This is a genomic window from Enterococcus gallinarum (genome assembly GCF_021496385.1).
GTDB lineage: Bacteria > Bacillota > Bacilli > Lactobacillales > Enterococcaceae > Enterococcus_D > Enterococcus_D gallinarum.
In genome coordinates, this window is record NZ_CP050816.1 from 3,349,352 (window position 1) to 3,375,814 (window position 26,463).

The following is a 26,463-nucleotide window of genomic DNA, read 5'->3' on the forward strand; positions in this document are numbered from 1 at the left end:
AATCATTCAACATGAAGTTAATTCCTATTTGGTGTAAAAATATGGAGTATCTCTTTTGAGCTATGTTAGCGGTGAATGCCAAAATAATAAGGAATTTCAAAATACCAATGAACGAGCAATGGATCATTGGTATTTGCTCCTTTCTATCATAGAAATAGAAGCATAAAGAAAAGAACCCCTTCGCTAAGGGGTTCTTTTAGTATAATTACATCATGCCGCCCATGCCCATGGATGGATCCATTGCTGGAGCTGCTGGTGCAGCAGGTTCTGGTTTGTCAGCAACGACTGCTTCAGTTGTTAACAGTAATGCGGCTACAGAAGCGGCATTTTGTAACGCAGAACGTGTTACTTTTGTTGGGTCAACGATTCCTGCTTCAAGCATGTTTACCCATTCGCCAGTTGCGGCATTGAAACCAACGCCAAGATCTGCGTGTTTCAATTTATCGATGATCACTGATCCTTCATATCCAGCATTTTCAGCGATTTGACGTACTGGTTCTTCTAACGCACGCAAGACGATTTTCACACCGGTTGCTGCATCGCCGTCTGCTTCGATGGCTGCTACTTTGTTGATGACATTGACAAGAGCAGTTCCCCCACCAGACACCATACCTTCTTCAACCGCTGCACGCGTAGCGTTCAATGCGTCTTCGATACGTAATTTCAATTCTTTTAATTCTGTTTCAGTTGGTGCACCCACTTTGATGACTGCAACACCGCCTGCTAATTTCGCTAGGCGTTCTTGTAATTTTTCGCGGTCAAAATCAGACGTTGTGTCAGCAATTTGATTTTTGATCAATTGCACACGAGCATCGATCGCTGATTTGTCGCCAGCACCTTCAACAATAGTTGTATTATCTTTGTCCACAACAACTTTACTTGCTTGTCCTAAGTTGTCGATCGTCGCATCTTTCAATTCTAACCCTAAGTCTTCAGTAATGACTGTACCGCCAGTCAAGATCGCAATGTCTTCTAGCATTGCTTTACGACGGTCACCAAAGCCTGGAGCTTTAACTGCTACGACATTGAATGTTCCGCGGATTTTGTTCAAGACCAATGTTGGTAATGCTTCGCCGTCTACATCGTCAGCGATGATCAACAATGGTTTTGATTGTTGTAAGATTTGTTCTAACAATGGCAAGATATCTTGAATGTTAGAGATTTTTTTGTCTGTGATCAAGATGTATGGATTTTCCAAAGCAGCTTCCATTTTATCATTGTCAGTGACCATGTATTGTGAAAGGTAGCCGCGATCGAACTGCATTCCTTCAACTACATCTAATTCTGTTTCGATCCCTTTTGATTCTTCAATGGTGATCACACCGTCATTGCCGACTTTTTCCATCGCGTCTGCAATGTATTTTCCGACTTGTTCGCTACCAGAAGACACAGCACCAACTTGTGCAATAGCTTCTTTTGAGTCAACGATGGAAGAAATGTTGTGTAATTCTTCAACCGCAACTTTAGTTGCCATTTCGATTCCACGGCGAATGCCTAATGGATTCGCACCAGCTGTCACGTTTTTTAGTCCTTCACGAACGATCGCTTGTGTTAGCAATGTCGCTGTCGTCGTTCCGTCACCAGCGATGTCATTTGTTTTAGATGCAACTTCAGAAACAAGTTTTGCACCCATATTTTCAAAATGATCTTCTAATTCGATTTCTTTTGCGATCGTTACGCCATCATTTGTGATCAATGGTGAACCATAAGATTTTTCTAAAACGACGTTACGACCTTTAGGGCCTAAGGTTACTTTTACTGTATCTGCTAATTTATCTACCCCGCGCAACATTGCTGCACGTGCATCTTCTGCAAATTTGATTTCTTTTGCCATGATTCATTCACCTCAACTAAATTATTTTTTATTCAACTACTGCAATAATGTCTTTTGCAGCAACGATCAAATATTCGTTACCTTCAAATTTCACTTCTGTGCCAGCGTATTTTTCGAACATAACTTGTTCGCCCACGTTGACAGCAACAGGAGCTTTTTCACCGTTTTCTAGCGTGCGTCCTTCACCGACTGCAATGACGGTTCCTGTTTGAGGTTTTTCTTTGGCTGCTGAAGCAAGCACGATCCCTCCCACAGTTTTTTCTTCTTCTTTTGCGACTTCGATAATCACGCGATCACCTAATGGTCTTAACACGATAAATCCCTCCAATTGTATTTGATAGATTTTCTATTAGCACTCTCACACATAGAGTGCTAACTCACAAAATTAATATTACTCATTTTCTGTTTTTTTTGCAAGCCTTTTGATTAAATTTATTTTGGCTTTTTCTTTTTATCGATCCATACTGCAAAAACCTAGGGAAAAATTTTGTTTCTAATGAGTCAGTAGTCTATAATAGAAAAAAAGGAGTGTGATGATTTCACTTATGTCTCTAAAAAAATACGCACTATCGACGATTTTGATTTATGGGGTCGCATTTTTTATTCCTGTCGCTTTTATATCTAGTGGTGCCACGATCCCTGCAACGACTGTTTCGTATATCGTCGGCGCAATCTTGATGATTTTTCTTTATTTCAAACAAAATGAACCCTTATCGTTTGAACGTAAGGAGCCAAAAGTATCGGCTATTATTATTTATGGTCTAACAGGAATCATTGCTGCCATTCTTTTGCAAAACTTCGCTGTCTTTATCGAGTCGCTATTTGGCGAAGTAGCGGCATCGGAAAATACAGAAAATATTATCTCTATCATTCTGCAAAATCCGATTTTTGCCCTTGCCGCTATGGTCGGCGGGCCTATCATGGAAGAATTTGTATTTCGCCGTGCCCTTGTGGGAATCATTGCGAAATATTCAAATATCTGGGTTGGTGTCATTGTCAGCGCTGTTGCCTTTGCCTTTGCCCACAGCGACAATCATCTATTGGTGTATATTCTATTGGGTCTCTTTTTCTCTGGACTCTATGCGTTGACAGGGCGTATCTGGACATCCATGATTACCCACGTGGGAATGAATACACTAGTTATTATCATTCAACTATTGGTTCATGCCGGCTATATCAATGTGCCCTAAGCACTAAAAACAAAAAAACGATGTTGAAAAATTTCAACATCGTTTTTTTATAAGATAAATTTCTAGCTTTGTAAAAACTGTCTGCATTCAATCGCTATTGCTTTTCTACAAAAACTTGCTAGCCAATCATCCTCAAATACTGAATAATTCGGTCGCTTTATCTGGATCAGTGTCATAAACCTCAAAGGCTTCACCGACACCTAAGTCGTGTTCTTTCATCGTATTGACCATGGTTAGATGGGCCAATTCTTTTAGATTGTTTTCTTTGCTCAAATGCCCTAAATAGACGCGCTTCGTATTATCCGTCAATATGTCTGCCATGACTAATGCCCCATCTTCATTGGAGAGGTGCCCACGATCCCCGAGAATACGCTGCTTGAGGCTCCATGGATATGGACCCATCCGCAACATTTCTAAATCATGGTTGCTTTCGACCAGATACGCATCGGCTCCTTTGATAATCCCCCGGACATGATCACTGCAGTAACCAGTATCAGTCAACATCACAAAAGATTTGCCATCTTTATGGAACCGATAGAACTGCGGTGCTGCCGCATCATGGGAAACGCCAAAACTTTCGATGTCCATATCTCCCATCGTCAAAACTTTTCCCATCTCAAAAACATGTTTTTGTTCAACCGCAATATTGCCTACCATATTGTCCATCGCCTGCCATGTTTTCGTGTTGGCGTAGACATCCAACTTGTATTTGCGAGCCAAGACCCCTACGCCGTGGATATGGTCACGATGCTCATGCGTGACTAAAATAGCATCCAGATCCTCTGGCTTGCGTCCAACTTCATCCAATAATGAAGTGATCTTTTTGCCGCTCAGTCCTGCGTCCACCAGGATTCGTTTTTTATTGCTCTCGATATATAACGAATTTCCTGAACTTCCGCTAGCTAAAATGCTTACTTGAAAGGCACTTTCCTTCATCATTGTTTCTGTCTTCCTCTCTCTTACTTTCAACGAGTTCCATTATACCTATTTTTCTATGGATTTTCTACTTTTTGTACTGCATTGTTTGTAATGATTCGATTACTAAAGGCATTGACAGTTTCGATCTGAATATTTTCATCCGCATCTGCTTTGACAGCAACGAACCAAGCCGGAATGTACACATTCCGATCACCAACAATCAAAATCCTTGTGTAAGCCAGCTCTGTCCATAATATCTTAGAATGACTAGGCAACTTATTATTCAAATAAAGCGTGTTGACGGCTTCTTTCTCTGAATAGAGAGTCATTTTCTCCCGCAACGGGGTGATATTGGAAATGTGGGTCTGAGTATACTTAGCGATCTGCAACAGTTTATCTGACGATTCTAAAGTCATATCGATTCGGCTTGAGCTGTCATTGAACGGGATATTTTCATAGGACTGACTGGCAACAATGGTTGGGTATTCTTGATCTAATAGCGACAAGTTCTTCATATAGTGATATTCCTCTCCATAGAGAACTTGATCTTTTCGCTGAAGGTATTCATTGACCGTCTTTTCCGCCTGTGTGTCATCACTAATGTAGAATCCTCCGGAAGAAATATGGGTCAACTGCTGCCCTTTGACAGTAGTCGCCTCGACTAACCGCTTGTCCCCTTGCGCTTCTTTCAAAGCAGCAGCCAAATCGGTTTGTTCACCACTTAAATAGTACCCGCTCAAATACTCGTCAGAAAGTTCTCCTGAATATTTGATGTCTTCTGAGGCTAGTCGCTGTTCAATCGGGATCGTCTGATTTGACTGCAAAACGTTCTGCTGTTCACTGCGGGCTTCACTGTAAATGTTGAACAAAAAGACATTCAACCCCAAAAACGCTAGGAAAAAAATCCATTCGATTCGCTTGAAATCCAATCAAACTCCCCCCGTTTCTGTCAATTTAGCCATTAATTCCTGATAATTGAACCAGTTATTCTTATACTTTACATACCAAGTTGGTGTCAAATCGACGACAGAAGCCCCTTTGATGTCGCCCCATTGATAGCCAACAATAATCTGCTGCAGCTGATCCGTCTCTGCCCCTGCAGAAAGCAAGTCACTGCGAACGGTTAAGCTTGAAGGCAGCTCCACCTCGGTCTCAGAAGGAATCGGCACTTGGATCGCATTTAAACTAGATTCGATTGCCATCTCTCGATTCCCTAATTGCCCACTGTTAGAAAAAGTTACTTTCATCAATCCCTGAGCACCACTGCTGAAGACTGGATACCCTTCTACAAAAATACGATAATCTAGTTGATTGCTCAACCGATCAAAAAAGCGTATCGTTCCGAAATTGTTGCCCAAACGACGAATATAGTCCGCACTTTGCATAAACAGATCCGTTTCATCACTTTCTGAAACAGTGGTTTCAAATTTGACTACTTGATCATCATGCAAAACCGCCATATTCTGTCCACCTTCATAATAATAAGTATCCACACTATCATCATTGACTTTGACATCTTTTGGCGAAGTAAAAAATGCTTCTCGAAAGAGATTCGCCGATTGCAAAGAGGAAACATAGCTGTATTTTTTCAGCTTGATCGTGTCCTGTGTATAGAACTGATTGCTTTTTCCTGATTCTTCCTGGCGCATCGCTGTCCATTCTCTTGGATTATCTTTCAAAATGCGATTCACATCATTTTTGTCCCAGTCAATCTTGCCTTCAATGATCCGTGATTCTTCCAAATTCACAAACTGGATTTTATTCTCTTTCAAATCGATTTGAATACGGGAGAAAGCCATTTTGTTGGCTTCGTTGTCACCTAATGCCAATTCAACATCAAAGGTCTCCGCGTAATCATTTAGTAAGAACGGCGTGTAATACGCCAACGTCACTCCCTCATCCAATGTTGCTGCCTCTGAAAAAGACTTGGAATCATAATTTTGTACCGTCAGATCATTGACTTGAGCATCCGAGAGCAGTCCCTGAACATCACGAATCAACGTTTCAGAATTGGTTTCCTTGACTTCATCTTGGTGGATCCAGGTTAAATACAATGGCAAAAATAAGTCACTTTTTTGTTTGTAGGTCTGAATACTCGTATTGACTGTATCTGTAGCTTGTTCGACTGAACGATCGTAACCGGTGGGATTCAGCCAAATCATGTAGGAAAAGTAAAAGCTTAGGGCAACCATAACGATCAGACCTAAACGAATCATTTTTTCTGAGACTTTCATTCCCACCAATCCTCCTCATACGGTTCATATGGCAACATGATATAAAATGTTGAACCGCGGTTTTCTCGGCTTTCTGCCCAAATGGCTCCTCCATGAGATTTGATCACTTCGCGGGAAATGGCTAATCCTAAACCAGTACCACCTTGTTGCCGGGCGCGGGCTTTGTCAACACGGTAAAAGCGGTCAAAGATTTTGGTAAGATCCTTTTTAGGGATGCCTAGGCCTTGATCATTGATACTCAAAACGATATTGTTATGGGTTTCCATCAATTTGACTGTGATCACACCGCCATCAGGTGAATATTTGATAGCATTGTTCATAATATTGTCGATCACTTGAATCATCTTATCCGTATCGACTTCGACCCAAAGTTCACGTTTGGTGAATTCACGACGAATCACATATTTTTTGTTCTCATTCGTCACCATCATATCAAATCGATCCAATACAAAGCTGACCAACTCATTGAAATTGATGTATTCCAATTGCAGTTGCGCATTGCCACTGTCCATTCGTGAAAGACTCAGTAGGTCATTGATCATTCGAATCATCCGATCCGTTTCATCTAATGTCACTTTCAAGAAGTTCGGTGCGATTTCTGGATCTTGCCAAGCCCCTTCGCTCAACGCTTCAATATAGCTGCGCATACTGGTCAAAGGTGTTCGCAATTCGTGAGACACATTGGATACAAACTCTCGCCGCTCTTGTTCATTTTTCTCTTGTTCTGTAACATCATGCATCACCGCTACTAAACCAGAAATAAATCCAGACTCACGGCGAATCATTGAAAAGTCGATTCGTAAAATCAAATTCGTTCCAACGATGTCATTGTTCGGCCGTTCGATCAGCATTTCATCAGGACTTTCTAGCAGTTTACGTAAGGTGTATTCTTCATCGATTTGGAGCAGAGTCAGAATCGATTGACCGACTGCTTCTTCAGAAGTAACATTCAATAACGACATCGCCATCTCATTGATCGTAATGACTTTCCCACGGCGGTCAGTCGCTACGACGCCATCGGTCATGTGGGAGAGGACACTATCTAGTCGATTTCGTTCCGACTCCATTGCTTCTTGTGTTTCTTCGATACGTTCTCCTAGCTGATTGAATGTTTCAGCCAGCTGTCCCAGTTCGTCTTGGCCATGAACTGCTACTTTGCGGCTATAATCCCCTTTGGCAATCCGAATGGCTTGTTCCCGCATTTCCCCAATCGGCTGAGTGATGGATCGGGAAACAAGTAGGGCAACAACAATCGAGATCGCTGCAGCAATTAAAGAAGCCGTCACAAAAATCACGGCAGTATCACTGACTTCACTGTATTTCTGTTCCAGATTGCTTCGCAGGTACAATGTACCTAAAACCGTATCCCCTGTAGGCGACTGGATCGATTGGACAATGTTGTAGACCCGCTGTCCTGTCGATTCGTCATACAACACTTCACTACGGTTCGTATCATAATCTCGGTAATCGTTTTTTTCACCCACTGAACCTCGATCATTGATATTGGTGGTTGCCCGAATGATTCCTTGTTCATCTACGACCCGCATCTCTAAAATCTCAGAAGAGTTGGTACTGGAAAGGATCCGGTTCAAAGAAGAATTCATTGCATCCCAATCGAGGCTGTCTTCGGCGTCCATTCGACTAAGTTCTGAACCTAGAGTAACGACCAACGTGCTAGCTCTTGCCTCCATGTCGCGCTTAAAGGCATCGATCGTTGTTTTCTCTAATTCGCGAATAAAATACGCCCCGATAATCTGGATCGAAATCAATAAGATCAAGATAAAAGTCAGGGCGATTTTGAAGTTCACTGATCGAAAAAAGCGAATCTTATTTTTCATAGCTTATTCCTGTTCAGGGTTCCGCAAGTAATAGCCGACTCCGCGACGAGTGACCAAATAATTCGGATGACTTGGGCTATCTTCGATTTTTTCCCGTAAACGGCGAACGGTAACGTCGACAGTCCGCACATCACCAAAGTAATCATATCCCCAGACGGTTTGCAGCAAATGTTCCCGTGTCATGACTTGACCTAAGTGTTTCGCTAGATAGTGCATTAGTTCAAATTCACGATGGGTCAATTCGATTGCTTCGCCATTTTTAGTTACCATGTACGCATCTGGATGGATCGTCAAATCACCGATCGTCAATTCTGCATTCGGTGCTTCTTCTGCTTCTTTCGCCGAAGCAGAACCGCGACGTAAATTAGCTTTGACACGAGCTACTAATTCACGGTTGGAGAAGGGCTTAGTCACGTAATCATCGGCACCCAATTCCAGTCCTAACACTTTGTCGATCTCAGAATCTTTGGCGGTAACCATAATGATCGGCATATCGTGATTTTTTCGAACTTCACGTGCCACTTCTAATCCATCCATTTTCGGCAGCATCAAATCTAATAAAATCAGATCCGGTTCAACTTCTGCCACTTTTTCTAATGCTTCTTCACCATCATAAGCTGTATATACTTCGTAGCCTTCTTTTGTCAAATTGAATTTGACGATGTCCGAGATCGGTTTTTCATCGTCCACGACTAGGATCTTTTTCAAAAAATGTCACCTCATTTTTTATTCTTTCCTACTTATTATACATGATTTAGGATGTGTTTTCATCTTTCCTCAAATCTTAGCCTTGATCTATGCTTATTCTTAAGAAAATTTTGTATCGATGTTCTTTCTTTTTCACACTCATGATTGCTAACTTATTCATTCCGTAATAGGTTTCACAACAACTTTTACAGTATCGCCAATGTCTTTTTTGATCTGTTTGCGAATCTCTTTCTTGATTCCTAAAATATAACAAATACTTCCGTCTTGATTTTTCAACCCCATATTGACGATACTTCCTTGATAGTCAACGCCATCAAATGTTGCCTGAACTTTCAGCCGCCCTTTATTCCATTCAGCCCGCAAATCGTAAGGAAAAATCACGTATGCTCCACCTTTACCAATCTCAGAAGAATAAATTGTTGATTCAAAAACATATTCTTTCATTGTCACTCACTCCTTTTTCATAAACAACTCAAGATACTGCCTTAAGTAATCCGGATAGCATAAAACTCCATCTGTAAGCATCCGTCTCCTTGGAGAACTGTTGCTTTGTTCTATGAAATCATTATACTGCTTGTTTTGTTCAACGAAAATAACTTAGGTGTAAATAGGAGTAAGTAGGCGCAAAGGAGAGCATCGAAGAGCAAAAGAGAGCCAAACCCTTCAGGTCACTGACCATTGCGGCATCTCTAGAGAAACAGGCTTCTTTTCACTCATCGGCACAAAAAAAGGTATGAAAGTTGAAAAGACAACTTTCATACCTTTTAACATTCATTAATGAATGATTGTGAGCGGCTCTTAGAAAACGATCACAGTCACTCGATCAAATCCCCGTTTCGTCTAACAGCTGCACTCCGACGCCTAATAATCCAGGTCCTGTATGCACAACCAGTGCCGGTGAAATCTGTCCAAAGAAAATTTCTTTCACTTGAGGAAATTCTTGTTCAAGACGAGTTTTCATTTCTTTAGCTTCTGCCAACGCATCCCCCTGGGCCACGGCTAGGCGAAATTGTTTGTGATTTCCAATGTACTGTTTCACCAGTTCAACGGTCTTGTCCAAACTCTTTTTACGTCCTCGTGATTTCGCTACTGTGTAATAAATCCCTTCGTCATTACAAGAAATGATTGGATTCAATTTCAAGGCATTTCCGAGAATTGAAGCAACCAAACCAATTCGGCCGCCTTTTTGCAAGTACTCCAATGTCGCTACATTGAAAAAGACCTTATTTCGGACAACTTCTTGTAGCAGCTGTTCTTTGAGCTCTTGCCATGTGATTCCCTCATTCAGCAACTCAGCGGCTCTAATCGCTTGTAATCCAGCACCAATCCCGATATTTTTCGTATCTAAAACAAAAATATCCAAGTCATTCCGTTGTTCTCCCATCAAGCGAACAACATTATAAGTACCGCTCAACCCACTAGAGATGGTGACTGCCAGAACTTGTTCATAGCCATCGGCTTTGATCCGATCAAATATCTTGTTGATGGTTTCGCCATCGGGCAATGACGTACTAGGAATTTCTTGCGGCAATCGTTGATAGATCTCTTCAGCTGTAATATCCACTTTATCCGTATACGTCCGATCCTTGTATATGATCTGCAATGGCAACATATACATACCATATTGTGACATGATTTCTGCCGGGACATCGGTTCCCGAGTCGACAAGCAGGGCAATTTTCTCTTTATTCATGGGATTCTCCTTTGTGCGTTTCCAAGTAATTTACTTCTAGTTCAATCGTTTTTTCTGCCAATAATTTATTTGCAAACGAACGGGTCGCCCCTTTGATCGCGATCAGTTCTACTGGAATCGGATCGGTAGACACCGCTTCTTTTGACCCTGCTGCCTCTTGGCAGACTGTCCAAATGGCTTTTTCCTGTTCTTCACAAAATAAATTGTACGCATTTCGTATCCCGACTACTTTTCCTTGAAACAATATTCCCGTCTTGATTTCTGGGATTGTCAACACTTGCTTCAACATCGTAATGGCAATCAAAAATGCCAAATGTTTTTGGTTATACCGTTTTTTCTCTGGGGGTGGGATCATCCCTTTTTTGACGTAATTATTGACCATTGATGATGTCAGCAGTGAATGTTTTTCCGACTGGATTACCGGCGACAAGTACTGATCGATCAACGTAATGACTTGATCCATATACAGTTCCAAAGTTGGCAGCTCTTCCCACCGCGGTAAATGAAAGGAATTCAGCGACTCGCTCCAATCAAACAAATCTGAACGTAATTTTTCCATAATCTTCTCCATCTTAAATAGCAGAATATTGGTTTATCAAAAACTTTTTATCTGGTTTTGATAACTAGATAAATTTTACCATATACTGGTATTGGATTGTAGTCCTCTGCTCAAAATTTAGGAAAACAAAAGAATTTGATTTTTGAAGGGGATAAGTATTACGGAGTATGTACTCTATGGGTAGTCTTCTTTTGAAACGAAAGATAAAAAAACGGATTTTTTTTAACAGAACGATTGATTTTTAAAAGTCGGAGTGCTAAGATAATAAAGTAATTTTGATACGGGCCGTTAGCTCAGTTGGTAGAGCAGCTGACTCTTAATCAGCGGGTCGCGGGTTCGAGCCCCTCACGGCCCATTGGGTGCCAAACCCACGAGACTAGTACATTCTTGGCGCTTTCGAGCGTTTAGAAAAGAATGTGCGTAGTCTCATTTTTTTGTTTCTTTTTTATGCTCGCGTAAAAAGGCATTGAATGTTTGTCCTTTCTTTATTACTAGCAGAATGATTACATCGGTATCCTTACAGTAGTCGTGGTTTTGCTAAAAATTGGATACTTGCGTCATATTCTGAGTGACTCTTTCTTCAAAATACATCCCTTTATCTTCCTCAAGTTGTTTATTTTCTTGTCATTTAGAACTAGAAAATGAAGTCAATTTCCCTAAATCTAGTTCTCTAAGTCAATTCTTTTTTCATTATCTCAACAATGAATCGCTGTTTTAAATTCATCCACAAAAAAAGTACGTTCTCAAAATAAGAAAACGCACTTCTATTCTTTATTATCACGAACAATTCTTCTCGTTCTTCACTTCCATCTACCCATTGTTTTTGAATCATACACTGATACTAGCAAACTTAAAAAAATACGCAAAAAATGCTATCTCTCTCAGTGAATTAAGACAATTCATTGTTAGAAGTCAATTTCTAAGAAATTGCGTTAGTAGCTATTCTTTTCTCAAGCAGCTAACCACTCAGATACCATGATTTTAATGATGGCAGCAATAGGTACTGCTAAAAACATTCCAACAATACCAAAATAAGCTCCACCAATCGTTATGGAAACGATAATGATGATCGGATTGATATTTAATGCGCCCCCCATGATCCTTGGACCAATCACATTTCCATCAATTTGCTGTAAAATCAATAGAGCCAGTAGAATTGTGATTGCTTTACTGAGTCCTCCTGTAAATAATGTAACTACCCCAGTGACCAACGATGCAAAAATCGCACCAAAATATGGAATCATGTTACAAATGCCTAAAAGCAGCCCTAACGTGATGGCATACTTTACTTGAAAAAGAGACAGGATGATGGTGGATAAAATCCAAATGACACATGCATCTAAAAATTGCGAGCTGATAAATTTATAAAAAACCACATGTGTCGTATGGATCCATCTTTTCGAATTTTCAAATACTTTTTTTGACATTAATTTCTGAGATACCAAAGAAACAAAGTTCACTATCGAATCTTTGTAAATTAAAACATAGATAGAAACCACAATCGATAAAAAACTATTCAAGACGAAGCTTGACAAATTTATTGTAAGTCCGCCTAATGACGAAACAACTTGTAGCCAGTTTGCAGAAAGATTCTCTGTGGAAAACTTCTTCGTGAGCTCTGATAAAAAACGCTCAAACGGAATTTGTCTTAGTATTCCCCTTTCCTCAAGTTCTTGTACATACCTAATCACTGATTCTTGAATTTGCGGCATGGCAGCGATCAAATCGTTGATATTTTTAATGATTAATGGAATCAAGTAACTTAACATGATAAATAAAAGAAAAAGAATCGATAGATACAACACAACAATACTCAAGGGATGGCTAGCTGATTGAATAGCTGGAAGCGGAATTTTTTCCAATAACATTTTAAAACGATTTTGTAATCCACTCAGCAAGTAAGCAAAAATAAATCCTATAACAAACGGAGCCAAAATATGCAAAAATCTTCCTAAGTGATTGAGCACTATTTGATAGTTTAGAATGATTAATGTTGCAATGATAATACTCATCCAAAAAATGAATCTACTTCCCCACTGATTCCAATTGACATTTAACTTTTTCATCAAGTCACCTCAAATTTCTGTTCTTCTATTGTCTTATCTTCTTATGAGATTTTTTCAAGAGTTCCAACTTAAACAATGATAGGATGAAAGTTAATCCTAAAAACAACTACATATTAGGTAGTTAAATCAAATTCAACTAATCGGCTCTTCTTAATAAGCTTCATCTGCCACTCCTTCTATCTTTTAGCTAAATGCTTGTTCTTTTGATCGAATCTGGGAGAGATATTCTTCTGCTTCCTATCGTTTGCCATCTTACCAATCTTTTAGGGGGAATTTGTCATAAGGTATAGATATAAAAACGGCTGCAGTGATATCAGCCCTAGTATTTGTTCCGTTTATCTGTTTGACGATATTCATCCAGCTCAGATGTCCGCTTTTGCGCATTCATTTATAGATAGTTAATATTTATGTGATTATTTCTATCTGCAATTAATCATACTAAAGAATCAGTTCTTTAAATAGCCCTTTCTCATAATAAAAAATCTGGGGCTGTGCCATAAGTCTCCTACAAGTAACAATATCCGAACAGTATATAGTATTGCTCCTGCGGTGCAGTGGCTCCTCGTCGCAAAAGTCCGAAGAGTCCATCCTAGCAATCGTATATTATTCGGTTTAACTTGTTGGATGATGACTTATGTCACAGTCCCAGATTTTTTGCAAAACGACACGTCATTCCTTATTGATGAAGGGCCTGCCGATGGTATAACCAATTTTTTTTGCTGTTCTTTGCCTCGAAAGATGTCCCTCTTTTACAAACACGCTGTGAAATCTTCAATTTGTCCTTCTACCCTTTTTTTCTCTGTTTTTTAAGTACCACATCACAAAGACAATGACTACGCCTAGCATTCCTATATAAGAAAAGGTGCTTCCAGTTTGTGGGAGTGTTCTTGGATCATTCAGGTCTGGTTGGGTGGGTTCTTCCTCTTGGTAAAAGCTCACAACCGCACGATTCTCATTTGTTGTCGCATGTCCAATCACTGTGCTCCTTGAAAAGACGGGGATAAAAAAGCATAGACCGACCAAAAACACGACCACTCTCTTTCTCATCGAATGCCTCCTATCGTCGGATCCCCGACTAGTTCCCAAGTAATTGTTGCTTGATACTCTCCCTTGTCCACAGGTGTATTGGCAGGCAAATGAAGTGAAACACCGGTTAATGTCTGGTCTTTTACTTCTCCAATTTGAATGATTGTTCTTCCGTATTCATCTCTTGTTTCTGATCCATCTCTTGCCGCAATCATTTGAGGGGTGGTTCCCAACAGGATATCATTTTTGGGAATGGAAATACCTGTATGAACAGATTCGATCACTTTCAACTCCTTCAAAGCGATGGCTGCTTCTCTTAACTCCTGATTTCTTTCATTTATAAAAGGGCTCATCGACGCATAAAGGCTCCACTGGGCAGTATCACTGTAATCACTGACCATAATCGTTGGAGCAGACTCTCCTTGCGCTGGAATATTTTGTCTACGGCTCGTTTTTAGGACGTCGCCAAAATCAAAATTGCCATGAGCAATTCCCGCCAACTCCAGTCGTCCAAGTCCAACTGTAAAGGATACCTCGTACGTCATTGAAAAACGGTACCCATTTTCTTTTGTTTGTGTCACTTGTACAACTGCTTTGCCTTCTTTGCCTGGTAATAGTGCATCAGAACGGATCAAATCAAACGAAAGCTCTTCTTTTTCCTGTTCCGTAAATTCTTCATGGAAATTGAAAAATTCTGTCATTCTCTGAAGGATTTCTTCTGTTGAACCACTAGCTGCAAAAGTTAATTTATTCGTCGTTAATTGATTCACTCGCAACAATTGGAAGCCGCTTGGTGTCATCATATACAGAGCCTCTGGCCAGCCAATCGCCTCTCGAACAGGTTCTTCATTTCTCGTGACCCATGTATTGGCTCCATTGTAATTCTGATTGGCTACTGCGAACCTATTTACGCTTAATCCGATCACATCACCAAAGTCAATCGGACTATTGTTTAACACATTGTTCCAAGCTTGTACGACACTGCTTCTTGATTGGTTTACTGTAAAAAAAGGAAGCAGCGTTTGGTTGGTGTAATCGTTGCGATAAATCGTATAACGTGGTCTTGATGTAACTTGATTCGGCCAAGAATTGCCAAATCCTTCTGATGCAACAAGAGATGGTCCGTTATCATTGATATGAAGACTGATTACTCCAGTGCTAGCACTGATTGCTGCTTCTCGTGAAAATATCGAGTGGCCCCATATCACTTCCACCGGTACATTTATCTGAGTCGCTGCTTGTGTTTCTACATGTACGACGGTGATTGGGACTTGCAGATTTCCCAGGAAAGTGGTGTTCGGTTGATTCAAAAGAGTGACTTTAAAGTCCTCACCTGCGACTTCATCTCCATTCAGCCTGACGTTTGTCACTAACTCATTCAGTCGTTCCTCGACAAATTTCCCACCTAGTCCTATCTTTTGAGGGACTGCTTCGGCTGTGAGCACAGTTTCGTCAGAATAACCGCTATGTTCACTTGGTTGAATCGTTTTAGACTCTTCCGTTCTGTCTGAAATCGTGCTTAATTCAGGATCAATGTTCTCTTCATCCAACCCTGAATCAAGCAAATCTAAGTTTCCCTCTGATTCATCAGCCGCATGATCTTCTGCATCTACGGGTTCAAAAAATTGATGTTCATCTGAATCAAGAGTGGAACTTTGGTCTTCTGCCCTTTGCCTCTCTGACGCATCAACGGTTTCCGCAAATAGGATTGTCGAGGGAAGCAAGTGCCCTGTAACGAGTAAACTTGCTATGGTGATAAGGACATTTCTTTTCATTTGATCGCGCCTTTCCCTTCAAATTAATCCAGAAGAATTTAGGGTGATTTATCCACCTATTCCTGTAGTCGGATCCGCAACCAGCTCCCAAACAATCGCAGTAGAATATTCAGTATTGTTTGCTGTGGTATTGGCTGGTATACGCAATACAACACCGTCAGTATGCCCTTCTCCATTTGATTGTCCTAATGCTAATGCCCAAGCACCTGACCCTTGCGCGGCATCTGCTGTGGCTAGCGTTTGTGCCGCTGCTCCGAGGACGATCTCATTTTGATTGACTATTGGTGTAGCAGCCGTTGCATTCACATAACGCAGCCCGGATAAAGTAATCGTTGCCCCAATCAATTCATGACCACTCGCATCTGCCAATTGATTCGGCTGTGATACTTGTAATTCCCATCCTAGCCGTTCACTTCCTCGGCGATCTTCTGTCGCGACAAAAGGCACACGCGAGACTTCTTCACCGTTTACCCACACATGATCGAGCCGCGCTTTTTGTTCAATCGCACGCGAGACATTTTGAATCTGACCAAAATCAAAGTTTGATACATAGTTGATCCGTAAAAGTCCCGGATAAGGATTGGTTGGTTCTTCGGGAGTAACCTCATTTCCTGGATTCTCCGGGTCAGGAACGACTGGGTTTGAAGAGTCATTTTCCAAGATATTCACTTTTCCTTCAGTCGTAATATTCGCTGCGTCATCATAAGTTGCCGCATCCCCCATTTTGCTACCCAATCCAAGACTAGCTGCTAAAAGTACAATTGATAATGTTCGTGTCGTTTTTTTCATTTTCTTTCCTCCGTTATCCTTTTGAAGTTCATTTTACGGGGTGTTCCTTCATAGTTTCACAAGATCCTGCTCATTCATTTCATTACGATTAAGCATTTTATGCTCTTTAATTTGCTGGATGACTCCGATAAGCCAGTCCTTTTTATATCATGGGTCGTTTTCTTCTCTTTTTTCTCCGAGTCCGTCTTCGAGTCCACCACATCACCAAAAGAACGAGGATCACGCCAATTCCGACAAATATCCCATATGACATGTAGGATGTCGTCCGCTCTAGATTGACCGCACTTTGATTTAATTGCCGGGCATCTGCATTCGTAATGGAAAAAGATTGTTCAAAGCGATACTCTTTTTCATCAGCTGTTACTTGCATCTTTAGAACATAATTCCCTGCTTCAATTGGCTGATTTCCAGCAGGGATGCCAAAGTTGAAATTAGAATTTGGTGCCATTCGCAACTCGTATGCGTCATATGTATAGATAGGGGTTCCACTTCCTTCTCTATAAATGCTTGACTGAATAGACATGTTGCGAACAATCACAGCAGCTCTATTTTGTAGATTTGCTTCAATGTGATTCCGATAATTACGCTGACTCGCGGTCACCTCATTTAAAGACAATTCATTTTCAACTGCTGACCCGCCTACTCGATTTAAAAGAATGCCTACCGTATAGGCGACTTCATGAGTCACAGTTTGTTCACTCTGCTGATTCTTTTTTTCAGTAAAACGAATGCCTCCAAGGATATCCCCTTCCCATTCTTCTTGTGGTAAGGAGATAATCAGTGTTGTGAGTACCGAAGAACCTGCAGGAATCAGGAGTTCACTCTCTTCAATTGCGACCAGTTGATCCATTCGATGAATGAGAGAAGCATCATACGATTCTTCCCCTAAATAACTGGGGATTCCATTTTGATTCGTAGAAGCTGGATTTACGGTCACATTCACGCTGATTTCTTCTTCAGAAAGGTTATACACTCGAATTGAAACAGTGCGTTGCTTTCCTGGCTCGTCAATGATATGGTAATAGCCATTCTCATTCACATTTCCATTCTCATCTAGTGGTTGGATTGAGAACGTATTGACGTTTTCTGCAAAAACTTCTTTTTGGAAGAGACCAATAGTCAATAGCGCCAAAACTGCTATCATGACAAATCGTCTAATCTTTTTTCTTAAATTGTTGTTTTCCACCACACCCCTCCTCAGTCTAATCTTTTGATAGTATAACTTGACGGTAAAGGCTGTCCCAAATTCATCTCTACCTTCATTTTGACTAAAAAAAGGATTGAATCTAAAAAAAGCAAGTGCAATCAGTAATACGCAATGATTGCTCTCGCTCTTTTTATATGAAAAATGTTAATTTAATTATTAAAAATGATCCTTCTGGATGTTATAAGCGGGTTTACTGCATGATTCAGCGGAATAACTTAAATAGTGCCTCATTCAATAAGGATAGGATTCCCATGTCCTTATTAGATGTAAATAACCTACCTCAAGCGTATACGTCTGATTAAAAGCACGATCGATTTATTGCATGATCTCTCATCAAGTAACCTAAATGCTCTTTGACTGTTCAGTGGTATTATCTTATCTACATCTTCGTGTGTCAGTTGTAGTGGAAAGAGTCACAAATAACACTGATTATTGAAGCAACCCAATAAGTTAGATTTTGGGGGGTTGATCACTCTGGTGTAGTTATTCAGTCCAATTACATCGGAACCATATGCTTATTTTTCAAGAGAAAAGATGCGATCCAGTCAAAGATTTGTTGAGGATCGGCTTCTTGTTCGAGTAAGTTGAAAAAACTTTCTTGTTCCAACAAAGCGACGAGCTCGGCAATGGCAGATAGATGTTTGCTGTGATCAATTGCTGAGAGGGTGAAGATGTATTTAATCGACGCTTTTTTGTTGATTATCACTGGTTCTTGTAAGACTGTGATGCCTAGGCCTAGCTTTAACGCGCCTTCTTCTGGCCGTGCGTGAGGCAATGCTACTTGATCCATGATAATGAAAAAAGGTCCTTCTTTGCGAACGTTTTGGACGATCGTATCAATATAACCACGTGAGATCACTTGATCCTTGATCAGTGGCGTTGCTGCCAAATAGAATGCCTCTTCCCAAGAGCGTACTTTTATATTAGTCAAAATGTACTGTGGGTTAAGCATATCAATCAACGCAACGGGCTTTCTCTCCTCGCCTAGGGTTGCTGAATAAGCTGGATTGACTTCTCTTCTGGTAAGGAGCAATTGCAATTCTTTCTTCAAACTTTTATCGTCTTCGATTGTCGCATGCTTTTTGATAACAGCCATAAGTTCTTCCACCCCAATCAGAGAAATAGCTTCGCTGGGCTGATGGTAAACTTCTTGAATCAATTGGTTTCTTTCTTCATTGGTCATTATTGGATTTACCACATAAACTGGCTTTTTCAGTGTATAAAGACTGACATTGGGTACCGTAGTAAAGATCAGGTCACATTCAGGGCGCTCAAGCAATAGTTCTTTGGTCTCAATGGGTCCAATAAAAATAATGTCCGGAAAGATCATTTTTAATTCATTATAGATCATGGCAGAGCTGCCGATTCCATTCGGACAAACAATCACACCAATTTTTTGATTGACTTGATATTCATCAAAGTCATTAATCAAAGAAGCAAAGTGAATGGTTAAAAAAGAGATTTCATCTTCTGGGATTCCGCGTTCAAAAAGATTTCCGATGGGACGTAATGTTTCTTGAACAATCTGATACAAATCTTCATATTCTTTAATAATCTTTTTATGTAAGGGATTGATGATCGGCAATTGAAAAAACAAGCGATAATAGGCTGGTCGAAAGTGACTATACAATTGATTGATGACCTTTTGCTGGTCTTTAAAGCGGATACCAGACAACAGTTCAAAGCGTTTGATGATGCGCTCGACCAATTCATGAATAATCGAAAAATCCGCTGATGGGTAGGTAGTATCCCCTAGCGCCATCCCCAGCAGCCACCCACAGACATACAATTGGGCTGATTTATTTGTGATGGAAAATTCTGCTAATAATTCTTTTGCAAACAAATATTCTTTCATCTGAAAAAATGTTTGGTAATTATAGGTTTCATAAAAAACTAACCACTGCTTGTTTAAGCGAGGAAGCATCATCGTAAATAAATAAGAAAACTCATTCAAGCGATTTTCTACTAACTCTAACGAAAAAGTTTTTAGTTTTTCCCTTGCAGCAGCTTCAATCTGCGAGAAGCCATCAATTTTTTCATTGACCAAGAAATAGTGATAGACAAACTCCTCCTGATTATCCCCAAAATCATGAAACATCATCTTCATAAAAAAATTGCGCAGATTTTCTTCATTCCCCATCAACCCATAGCCGTTTTTTCGCGTATAACCAATGGTGATCATTGACAGAGCCAGTTCTTTTTCTAATTTTTTTATATCTGCCATAAAGGTGGTCTTGCCGACACGCAACGCAGATAAGAAATGATTCACAGAGAGATAGTCTGATTCATAATAAAACAACATCAGAAAAATATATTTTTTCCGTTCTTCACTATTCATCTCATACTGGGTATAAACAGTACTGTTTAGGAAATCATTCAGAAAAAAAGCTTTTGCTTTTGGTGCTAATTGAATAAAATAAGGATCTGATCGAATCAACGGCTGTTTGTTGGCTTTTAATAGTTCATTGATTTTTCTAATTGCATAATCCAGTTGATTTTTTGACAGAGAAAAGAAGCGCATCATCTCCTCTTGCTCCATCAATGGTTTTTGAATCATTTTCTGTATCAGCTGTAATGTGCGTTGATCGATCATGATCCTCACTCCTCTCTTTGTTAATCCATAAATGTGTCAATTTCCTTGCGCAAACGTGTCGCATTCTTCGCGATTTCTGCTTGCGAGCCTTTTGTCAATAATGTTCCAACTCCCATACATTCTACACCAGCATTCAACCACTCTGTAACATTTGTCAAAGAAACGCCACCTGAAGATAAGATCGGGACAAATGGCAATGGTGTTTTGATCGTTGAGACGATCCCGGGCCCATGTAAAGAAGACGTTGGAAATGCTTTGATCATATCCGCCCCTGCTTCAAGAGCTTCTAAAACCTCAGAAATCGAGGTACAGCCTGGCATATAGCTGATCTGATAGCGATTGCTTATCTGTGCGACTTCCTTGGAAAAAGCTGGTGAGATAATGAATTCAGCATCATGTATAATCGCATCCCGGGCGGTTTCGCTATCCAATACGGTTCCAGCACCGACAACGATTTCATCTTGATAGATTTCCTTTAACTGCTTGATGATTTCTCCGGCATTGTTATTCGTATAACTGATTTCCAAGCAAGTTATACCACCGGCTTTACAGCCTTCAACAATTTCAACGGCTCGTTCCACTGTTTCGACCCGTACGATGGCCATGATTTTTTCTTTATGGATCCGGTTGAGGATCGCGAGCTTCTTATTCATTGAATCCCTCCACTTTTCGATATTCCGCTAAAACTTGATGAATCTCTGGATAGTCCTGTTCACCTACTGGCAGCACCGGCAGCTTAGGATCACCAACAGGAATCCCCATCCAACCTACGCTGTATTTGAGGACACTGGGTACTGTACCGAACTTTAAGATACGGCGAAAGTCTTCAATACTTAATTGATAGTTTCTTGCCTGCTGGATCTCTCCCATTTTAAATGCGTGATAAATAGCTAAGTCAGTTGTCGTTAAGACATTTGAAGTCGCTGCGACTGCCCCATCAGCTCCACATTCCAATGCTTGCAAGATCAAAGAGTCAGAACCTACTAAAATAGAAAAATCATCTCGCCCATTCAAGTTGAGATAGCTTTTGAGGTTTTCTATATCCCCGCTGCTATCTTTGATACCAATAATAGTGGGTATTTTCAGCAATGCTTTAAAAATGGTTTCATTGATCGAAATGCCAGTATTTTTAGGAATGTTGTAGAGAATCAATGGGAGCTTTGTCTTTGCAGCAATCATTTTGTAATGTTGGATCACTTCTTGATCCGTGAGCTTGATCAAATAAGGAGTGATAATGGAAGCCGCTGTGACTCCAATGGTTTGAAATTCATTCACTAAATCAATGACAGCTTCTGTCGAAATCCCGCCTGCTCCTGCAAATACTGGTACCCGACCTGCAGTCTCTTCCACAACGATCGTTGCCAATTCGAGCTTTTCAGCATGAGACAATGCATAAAACTCCCCATTGGTCCCTAAAATAAATAACCCATGGATCCCTTTCGCAATCAATTGATTGACTAGCCTTCTAGTGGCTGCTCGATCGATTCCCTGCTCGTCTAAAGGAGTGACCATGGCTGTAATGATTCCTTCGATCTTCATTCTTCGACACTTCTTTCTTGCATGATAGCACTCCCTAAGCTTCCTCCAGGATGCCAGGCATAATAATCATCAATATCAATGGCAGCTTCTTGCTGCAGTAAAATCGACAAGCTTTGTAAAACGATGATTTCTGCCAATATCGAGATTCGTGGGGGCTTGTTCAACGGATCTCCTTCATTCGTGATGCCAGCAAACAAGAAGGCATCGGAATGTTTTTGCAGCCATGAGTCGATACCTCCACTCACTCCGATGACTTTTATTCCTAAAGCTTTCAGAGTAAGAAGCGATTTTTTCAATTCTTCTGTTTCGCCGCTATTGGAAATAGCAATCACGACATCCCCTTTTTCGGCTTGTCCGGCAGAGCCGTGGATCGTTTCAGTTCCATCTAAAAAATAGGTAGGAGTGCCTGTGGAAGAAAGCAAAGCTGCTATATATTCCGCAACATGACTTGGCTTACCGATGCCAGTCACATGCACACGCCCCTTCTTTTTTTTCGCAGCAACGATCAGTTCAGCTGCATCGATCAACTGTTGTTGATTGATCTCATTCAAATAAGCTGTAAGCTCATCTTTGGTTGTTTGCAAAAAATAAGCTAAATTCGTTGTTTCCATAGAAAATCCTTTCTGTCACTGATTCGTTTTCACTGAATCTTTGCACACTTTGAGATAGTTCTTTTTGTGTGCAAAGATTCAGAAGTTCAGCTGATGACAAATGTCTTAGCGATCGATTACTGACCAAACAAACTTAATAGTTTATCTAATAAGATTCCCATGACGTTGTAGTCGATATTTGGGAATGTCGATCCCTCGATGCCTAAGCTACCATACACCGGGTAAAGAACTGTTGGTAAAAAGGCGAGTAACAGCCCGATGACAAAGGACCCTGCAATCGCTCCCCGCCAACCGCCAGTAGAGTTTCCAAAAACGCCGGCTGTTCCTCCGGAGAAAAAACAAATATGGGCTGCTGGAATGATCACGACTGGAAACTTGAAGACTACCATAATCAGCACCCCCAATAAGCCAGCGACATAAGAGGATAAGAACCCTACAATGACAGCTGTTGGTGCAAACGGGAAAACAGTCGGTACATCCAATGCCGGACGAGAATTTGGAATGAATTTTTCCGAGATCGAAACAAATGCCGCCGTAATTTCGGACAAGAACATGCGAACACCAGTCATCAAGATCGACATCCCCGCAGTAAAGGTAAATGCCTGCACGAAAGGAAAGACCAGCCAATGAGTCGTTCCTGCTAATTCTTGAGTGACATCTCGTCCCGCTTTTAATGCGGAGATATAGAATAGCACTAGCATAACTGCCGCAACGCCCATCAAGAAGTCTCTAAAAAAGGATAACCATTTCGGAAAATTGATGTGTTCCGTTGTTTTATCTTTGTGTTTACCAAATAGCATCCCAATGTAACCAGACAATGCATACCCCACCATGTTAAAGTGTCCAATGGCGGTCTCATCACTGCCAGTAATGCGCCGCATAAATGGTTGGCACAGCTGAGGTAACGCAGCAGAGAAAAAGCCGAGTAATGTTCCGCCAATTAATATCGCTGGAATATCAGCAAACTGATGAGCCTTTAGAATCAATGACAACACACAAGCGAAAAACAAACTATGGCCTGTGGTAAAGAAAATATTTTTAAATGGCGTGATTCGAGCAATGACTAAGTTCATCAAAAAGCCGAGAATCAATGTACAACTGGTCACAAATGCAAATTCTGTTTGGGCTAGTGCAGTGGCGGCCTCTGGCGATGCAACGACCCCTACGATGTTGAACCCTTTTTGGAATAGGGTATTGAAATTCTGTAGTGCGCCAGTCATGATCGAACCGCCGGAACTGAATACTAAGAAACCGATGATGGTTTTAAAGGTTCCAGTCAACACTTCGGTCATTGATTTTTTTTGGGCCAATAACCCAATCATTGCAACTAAACCTAAAAGTACGGCTGGCGTACTAAGAAAACTGATAATTAAATCCATGAGCGTTTCTCCTTCATTGATTTTTAGACTAATGCGGCTGCGATTTTTTCTTTGATTTCTTTCTTATCAACGATGTTGTTGATCCCAATAATGGTTTGCTGTAAATTTTTTTCTCTTAATTCATTGGCAACATCTGTCAAAGTAATGATCAAATCTCCCGTAAAGCCGGAGACAGCATCTAAAGACGCATGTTCCACCTCGATTGGAAAGTCGTTTTCCCGGATGACTTCATTCACTTTGATTTTTAACATCAGACTTGAGCCTACGCCTGCTCGACAGGCAATCAATGCTTTATGCATAGTTATTCTCTCCTTCAAATTTTTTTAGAAATGCGATTAGCTCTTTTTTTTCGGTCATCCTTCCTAATAATTCCAGAAAGTCTTTGTTGCCCAGCAACTCAGCCAGTTCGGATAACAATGAAATATGGGATTCATTGTCTGGTGCGCTAAGAGGAAACAAAAACTTGACGGGGTCATTTGATTCATGACCAGAAATGACGGGTCGTTCTAATCGAGTGAATCCTAATGCTAATTTCTTTGCACCCTTCTCTATGGGTGCATGAGGCAGCGCAATTTGTTTCGTAATAACAATGTAAGGCCCAATCTCATGATAAATGGAAAGGATGGATGAAATGTATTCATTCTCGATGACATCGGCAGTCAATAGCGGCTGTGCGGATGCTTTGATTGCTTCGTCAAAATTTTCTACTGAGATATCCAATTGGATATAGTCTTCTTTTAATAATTCGCTTAACAAAGTTAACCACCTCTCGTACAAAGAATTCTCGAGTCTTCTTGTATGCGTTTACTATAAGCAATATCACTGGTACCGGCAATAGTGATTGCGTTCATCTCTTCTAGAAAAAAGCTTGAAAAACTGAACTGTAGCCAATGAAATTTGCTGAATTTTGCTGTTTTACCAACTTACAACAGCTATCCCTCTCTCAGTTTTTGTCATTCTGTTCAACTTATAGGTGCCATTACTAGAAAAATTGGACTAAATGCTTCTTAAGATCTGCTGCACATTGATCTAAACACTGAATAAAACAGAAAAAAGCAGACATCTTGATTCAAAAGATGTCTGCTTAATACATGTCATAGGTTAGTGAGACAGATTCAGCTGCTTATTTCCATTTTAAATTTAGCAGCTCCATCATTTCATGATACGCGGTTTCGATTCGCTGGCGTTTGTCTTCGGGTACTTTATCCGCATACTTCCCCCCAGGAAGATATTCTTCTGCCAGTACAACTTGAAAATCATAGGCTTCGGTAGTGCCAAACTCTGGATCGTCATATCTACGATCAGGGATCGGCTCTTTAGAGACCCATGTTGGATGCAGCTTGATATCACTCAAAAATGTACGATCACCTTCTTTTGTGAGCTCGACTTCTGGAATGACCCCTCGCTCGGTCCAATAGTTGTTGACTGTTTCGTAGCGTTGATTGGATAGCAAATTTCCCATTGAATAGAGAATAAATTTTTTCTCGCCGTCTTTTTCGATGATTTCTGTTGGTTCAGCGACATGTGGATGACCGCCAAAAATGATGTCCGCTCCGAGGTCGATCATTTGTCGATAAATCTTCTGCTGTTCTTCTGTAGGTTCTAAGGAATATTCTACACCGAGCTGCGGCATAACAACGGTGATGTCGGCTACTTTCTCTGCCTCTTTGATTTCAGCTGCTACTTTTTCCATGGATAAATCTTTTAAATAGGTCGTATATTCTTCCGGTGCCAAGCTAGCTTCATTGCCATTGAATCCGTAAGCATAAGCCAGCATCGCTACTTTGATGCCATTGGCTTCTTTGACGAATATCCCTTGATCATTTACATTGACACCAATCGGCTCCAATCCAATCTCTTGAAAAGCATTAGCAGTCGTTTTAAGCCCTTCGATTCCAGTATCCAAAATATGATTATGGGCTAGATCAATCACATCAAAACCAGCTGTTTTGATACTTTCTACTACATTCGGAGGCGCATTAAAGGTAGGATAACCGCCTAGTTCTTTGTTGGGATTGATGGTGCCTTCAAAGTCACCAAAAGCAATATCGGCAGAAGCGATCAACGGTTGCACCTGCTCAAAGTCATTGTCAAAATCATAGCGTTTCCCATCAAATGCACTCATATAAACTGGTCTGTGATAGAGCATATCGCCACTTGCTGTCAGAGTGATTTTCGACGATTGAGAGACCGTTGTTGTTTCTTGGCTGGAAGTAGACAGTGCCACTTGGTTATCTGGGGAGCTTGTTGACGAATCAGTCCCAGTACGCATGGTGTGAATCAGCCAATAACTAACGGCAATCGTAACAAGCAGTAAACTTATGCCCAATGCCCATAGAAGCTGTCTTTTCCGTTGTTCAATCCTTCGTTGTTGCCTCATTGCTGCTCTCCGCCTTCCCAATATTAGCCTTCTTTGTCAACATTTTCTCATTACCTATCACGTTATGCATTGCACGGTTTCTTGCTTTTCTGCTTTGAATGAGCTAAAATCGCTAATTTCCTTT

Annotated in this window: 24 protein-coding genes and 1 tRNA gene; 2 read left to right on the plus strand and 23 right to left on the minus strand. The window is 40.7% G+C overall.

Translation table 11 applies throughout. The features are described from left to right. Window positions 1-205 precede the first annotated feature (205 nt). Window positions 206-1,834 carry a chaperonin GroEL gene (gene groL, locus HED61_RS16195; RefSeq protein WP_060813629.1) on the minus strand — a complete coding sequence of 543 codons (1,629 nt, stop codon included), beginning with the start codon at window positions 1,832-1,834 and terminating at the stop codon, window positions 206-208. A gap of 28 nt (window positions 1,835-1,862) precedes the next feature. Continuing rightward, window positions 1,863-2,147, minus strand: a complete 285-nt coding sequence (gene groES, locus HED61_RS16200) for a co-chaperone GroES (protein ID WP_003127440.1) — start codon at window positions 2,145-2,147, stop codon at window positions 1,863-1,865. Window positions 2,148-2,379: 232 nt separating this feature from the next. On the opposite strand from groES, the gene HED61_RS16205 reads away from it, so the two are divergent. Next, window positions 2,380-3,024 (plus strand): CPBP family intramembrane glutamic endopeptidase, encoded by a 645-nt coding sequence (locus tag HED61_RS16205; RefSeq protein ID WP_103300600.1) that lies wholly within the window; start codon window positions 2,380-2,382, stop codon window positions 3,022-3,024. A gap of 132 nt (window positions 3,025-3,156) precedes the next feature. Here HED61_RS16205 and HED61_RS16210 read toward each other — a convergent pair whose 3' ends face one another. The 8 genes from HED61_RS16210 to HED61_RS16245 form a co-directional block, all read right to left on the minus strand. Beyond that, entirely contained in the window at window positions 3,157-3,963 is an 807-nt protein-coding gene (locus HED61_RS16210) for an MBL fold metallo-hydrolase (RefSeq protein ID WP_003127437.1), read from the minus strand. Between the two features lie 53 nt (window positions 3,964-4,016). Continuing rightward, entirely contained in the window at window positions 4,017-4,871 is an 855-nt protein-coding gene (locus HED61_RS16215; protein ID WP_060813631.1) for a two-component system regulatory protein YycI, read from the minus strand. Next, a complete protein-coding gene (locus HED61_RS16220) occupies window positions 4,872-6,176 on the minus strand; it encodes a YycH family regulatory protein (protein ID WP_103300599.1) in 1,305 nt (434 codons plus the stop codon). It lies immediately after the preceding gene. Beyond that, entirely contained in the window at window positions 6,173-8,014 is a 1,842-nt protein-coding gene (gene walK, locus HED61_RS16225; protein WP_219645065.1) for a cell wall metabolism sensor histidine kinase WalK, read from the minus strand. The genes HED61_RS16220 and walK overlap by 4 nt, the downstream gene beginning before the upstream one ends. A 3-nt stretch (window positions 8,015-8,017) precedes the next feature. Further along, the gene (gene yycF, locus HED61_RS16230) at window positions 8,018-8,722 is read right to left on the minus strand and encodes a response regulator YycF (protein ID WP_005471699.1); all 705 of its coding nucleotides are present in this window, start codon (window positions 8,720-8,722) and stop codon (window positions 8,018-8,020) included. A 156-nt stretch (window positions 8,723-8,878) separates the two neighbouring features. Further along, window positions 8,879-9,166 (minus strand): DUF1905 domain-containing protein, encoded by a 288-nt coding sequence (locus tag HED61_RS16235; RefSeq protein ID WP_003127432.1) that lies wholly within the window; start codon window positions 9,164-9,166, stop codon window positions 8,879-8,881. A 379-nt stretch (window positions 9,167-9,545) separates the two neighbouring features. After that, a complete protein-coding gene (locus tag HED61_RS16240; RefSeq protein ID WP_060813633.1) occupies window positions 9,546-10,415 on the minus strand; it encodes a DegV family protein in 870 nt (289 codons plus the stop codon). Beyond that, complete coding sequence (locus HED61_RS16245) at window positions 10,408-10,974, minus strand: DUF1836 domain-containing protein (protein WP_005471696.1); 567 nt, start codon at window positions 10,972-10,974, stop codon at window positions 10,408-10,410. The genes HED61_RS16240 and HED61_RS16245 overlap by 8 nt, the downstream gene beginning before the upstream one ends. A gap of 282 nt (window positions 10,975-11,256) precedes the next feature. On the opposite strand from HED61_RS16245, the gene HED61_RS16250 reads away from it, so the two are divergent. After that, window positions 11,257-11,329: transfer RNA gene (locus tag HED61_RS16250), tRNA-Lys, on the plus strand. 595 nt (window positions 11,330-11,924) lie between these two features. On the opposite strand, the gene HED61_RS16255 is transcribed toward HED61_RS16250, so the two are convergent. The 13 genes from HED61_RS16255 to HED61_RS16315 form a co-directional block, all read right to left on the minus strand. Continuing rightward, window positions 11,925-13,040: an AI-2E family transporter gene (locus HED61_RS16255; RefSeq protein WP_258015157.1), complete on the minus strand. Its 1,116-nt coding sequence runs from the start codon at window positions 13,038-13,040 to the stop codon at window positions 11,925-11,927. A gap of 771 nt (window positions 13,041-13,811) precedes the next feature. Continuing rightward, a complete protein-coding gene (locus tag HED61_RS16260) occupies window positions 13,812-14,087 on the minus strand; it encodes an LPXTG cell wall anchor domain-containing protein (protein WP_060815096.1) in 276 nt (91 codons plus the stop codon). Continuing rightward, complete coding sequence (locus tag HED61_RS16265) at window positions 14,084-15,841, minus strand: WxL domain-containing protein (protein ID WP_195957475.1); 1,758 nt, start codon at window positions 15,839-15,841, stop codon at window positions 14,084-14,086. Before HED61_RS16265 ends, HED61_RS16260 begins: the two co-directional genes overlap by 4 nt. 48 nt (window positions 15,842-15,889) lie before the next feature. Beyond that, window positions 15,890-16,630, minus strand: coding sequence for a WxL domain-containing protein (locus HED61_RS16270; RefSeq protein ID WP_156248204.1), 741 nt, complete (start codon window positions 16,628-16,630; stop codon window positions 15,890-15,892). Window positions 16,631-16,772: 142 nt separating this feature from the next. Beyond that, window positions 16,773-17,816 carry a DUF916 and DUF3324 domain-containing protein gene (locus HED61_RS16275; RefSeq protein ID WP_234981403.1) on the minus strand — a complete coding sequence of 348 codons (1,044 nt, stop codon included), beginning with the start codon at window positions 17,814-17,816 and terminating at the stop codon, window positions 16,773-16,775. A 517-nt stretch (window positions 17,817-18,333) separates the two neighbouring features. Then, window positions 18,334-20,430, minus strand: a complete 2,097-nt coding sequence (locus HED61_RS16280) for a BglG family transcription antiterminator (protein ID WP_219645064.1) — start codon at window positions 20,428-20,430, stop codon at window positions 18,334-18,336. A gap of 20 nt (window positions 20,431-20,450) precedes the next feature. Further along, window positions 20,451-21,083 (minus strand): beta/alpha barrel domain-containing protein, encoded by a 633-nt coding sequence (locus HED61_RS16285; protein WP_103300590.1) that lies wholly within the window; start codon window positions 21,081-21,083, stop codon window positions 20,451-20,453. Beyond that, entirely contained in the window at window positions 21,076-21,969 is an 894-nt protein-coding gene (gene dapA / locus HED61_RS16290) for a 4-hydroxy-tetrahydrodipicolinate synthase (protein WP_176333216.1), read from the minus strand. Before dapA ends, HED61_RS16285 begins: the two co-directional genes overlap by 8 nt. Next, window positions 21,966-22,580, minus strand: a complete 615-nt coding sequence (locus tag HED61_RS16295; RefSeq protein ID WP_003127416.1) for an SIS domain-containing protein — start codon at window positions 22,578-22,580, stop codon at window positions 21,966-21,968. The genes dapA and HED61_RS16295 overlap by 4 nt, the downstream gene beginning before the upstream one ends. A 116-nt stretch (window positions 22,581-22,696) precedes the next feature. Then, entirely contained in the window at window positions 22,697-23,959 is a 1,263-nt protein-coding gene (locus HED61_RS16300; protein WP_156248206.1) for a PTS ascorbate transporter subunit IIC, read from the minus strand. Window positions 23,960-23,982: 23 nt separating this feature from the next. After that, on the minus strand, window positions 23,983-24,258 hold the full coding sequence (locus HED61_RS16305; RefSeq protein WP_005471675.1) for a PTS sugar transporter subunit IIB: 276 nt from the start codon (window positions 24,256-24,258) through the stop codon (window positions 23,983-23,985). Next, window positions 24,251-24,715 (minus strand): PTS sugar transporter subunit IIA, encoded by a 465-nt coding sequence (locus tag HED61_RS16310; protein ID WP_060815089.1) that lies wholly within the window; start codon window positions 24,713-24,715, stop codon window positions 24,251-24,253. The genes HED61_RS16305 and HED61_RS16310 overlap by 8 nt, the downstream gene beginning before the upstream one ends. Before the next feature lie 367 nt (window positions 24,716-25,082). Next, window positions 25,083-26,339 (minus strand): CapA family protein, encoded by a 1,257-nt coding sequence (locus HED61_RS16315; protein WP_219645063.1) that lies wholly within the window; start codon window positions 26,337-26,339, stop codon window positions 25,083-25,085. Window positions 26,340-26,463: the final 124 nt, after the last annotated feature.

Excerpts from the sequence above, each read along its gene's own strand:
- HED61_RS16220 (WP_103300599.1), bottom strand. The coding sequence starts at position 6,176 with ATGAAAGTCTCAGAAAAAATGATTCGTTTAGGTCTGATCGTTATGGTT.
- HED61_RS16205 (WP_103300600.1), top strand. The coding sequence starts at position 2,380 with ATGTCTCTAAAAAAATACGCACTATCGACGATTTTGATTTATGGGGTC.
- HED61_RS16265 (WP_195957475.1), bottom strand. The coding sequence starts at position 15,841 with ATGAAAAGAAATGTCCTTATCACCATAGCAAGTTTACTCGTTACAGGG.
- HED61_RS16295 (WP_003127416.1), bottom strand. The coding sequence starts at position 22,580 with ATGGAAACAACGAATTTAGCTTATTTTTTGCAAACAACCAAAGATGAG.
- HED61_RS16305 (WP_005471675.1), bottom strand. The coding sequence starts at position 24,258 with ATGCATAAAGCATTGATTGCCTGTCGAGCAGGCGTAGGCTCAAGTCTG.
- walK (WP_219645065.1), bottom strand. The coding sequence starts at position 8,014 with ATGAAAAATAAGATTCGCTTTTTTCGATCAGTGAACTTCAAAATCGCC.
- HED61_RS16300 (WP_156248206.1), bottom strand. The coding sequence starts at position 23,959 with ATGGATTTAATTATCAGTTTTCTTAGTACGCCAGCCGTACTTTTAGGT.
- HED61_RS16245 (WP_005471696.1), bottom strand. The coding sequence starts at position 10,974 with ATGGAAAAATTACGTTCAGATTTGTTTGATTGGAGCGAGTCGCTGAAT.
- HED61_RS16315 (WP_219645063.1), bottom strand. The coding sequence starts at position 26,339 with ATGAGGCAACAACGAAGGATTGAACAACGGAAAAGACAGCTTCTATGG.
- HED61_RS16240 (WP_060813633.1), bottom strand. The coding sequence starts at position 10,415 with ATGAATAAAGAGAAAATTGCCCTGCTTGTCGACTCGGGAACCGATGTC.
- HED61_RS16280 (WP_219645064.1), bottom strand. The coding sequence starts at position 20,430 with ATGATCGATCAACGCACATTACAGCTGATACAGAAAATGATTCAAAAA.
- HED61_RS16260 (WP_060815096.1), bottom strand. The coding sequence starts at position 14,087 with ATGAGAAAGAGAGTGGTCGTGTTTTTGGTCGGTCTATGCTTTTTTATC.
- HED61_RS16235 (WP_003127432.1), bottom strand. The coding sequence starts at position 9,166 with ATGAAAGAATATGTTTTTGAATCAACAATTTATTCTTCTGAGATTGGT.
- HED61_RS16255 (WP_258015157.1), bottom strand. The coding sequence starts at position 13,040 with ATGAAAAAGTTAAATGTCAATTGGAATCAGTGGGGAAGTAGATTCATT.
- groL (WP_060813629.1), bottom strand. The coding sequence starts at position 1,834 with ATGGCAAAAGAAATCAAATTTGCAGAAGATGCACGTGCAGCAATGTTG.
- HED61_RS16285 (WP_103300590.1), bottom strand. The coding sequence starts at position 21,083 with ATGAATAAGAAGCTCGCGATCCTCAACCGGATCCATAAAGAAAAAATC.
- dapA (WP_176333216.1), bottom strand. The coding sequence starts at position 21,969 with ATGAAGATCGAAGGAATCATTACAGCCATGGTCACTCCTTTAGACGAG.
- HED61_RS16210 (WP_003127437.1), bottom strand. The coding sequence starts at position 3,963 with ATGATGAAGGAAAGTGCCTTTCAAGTAAGCATTTTAGCTAGCGGAAGT.
- HED61_RS16270 (WP_156248204.1), bottom strand. The coding sequence starts at position 16,630 with ATGAAAAAAACGACACGAACATTATCAATTGTACTTTTAGCAGCTAGT.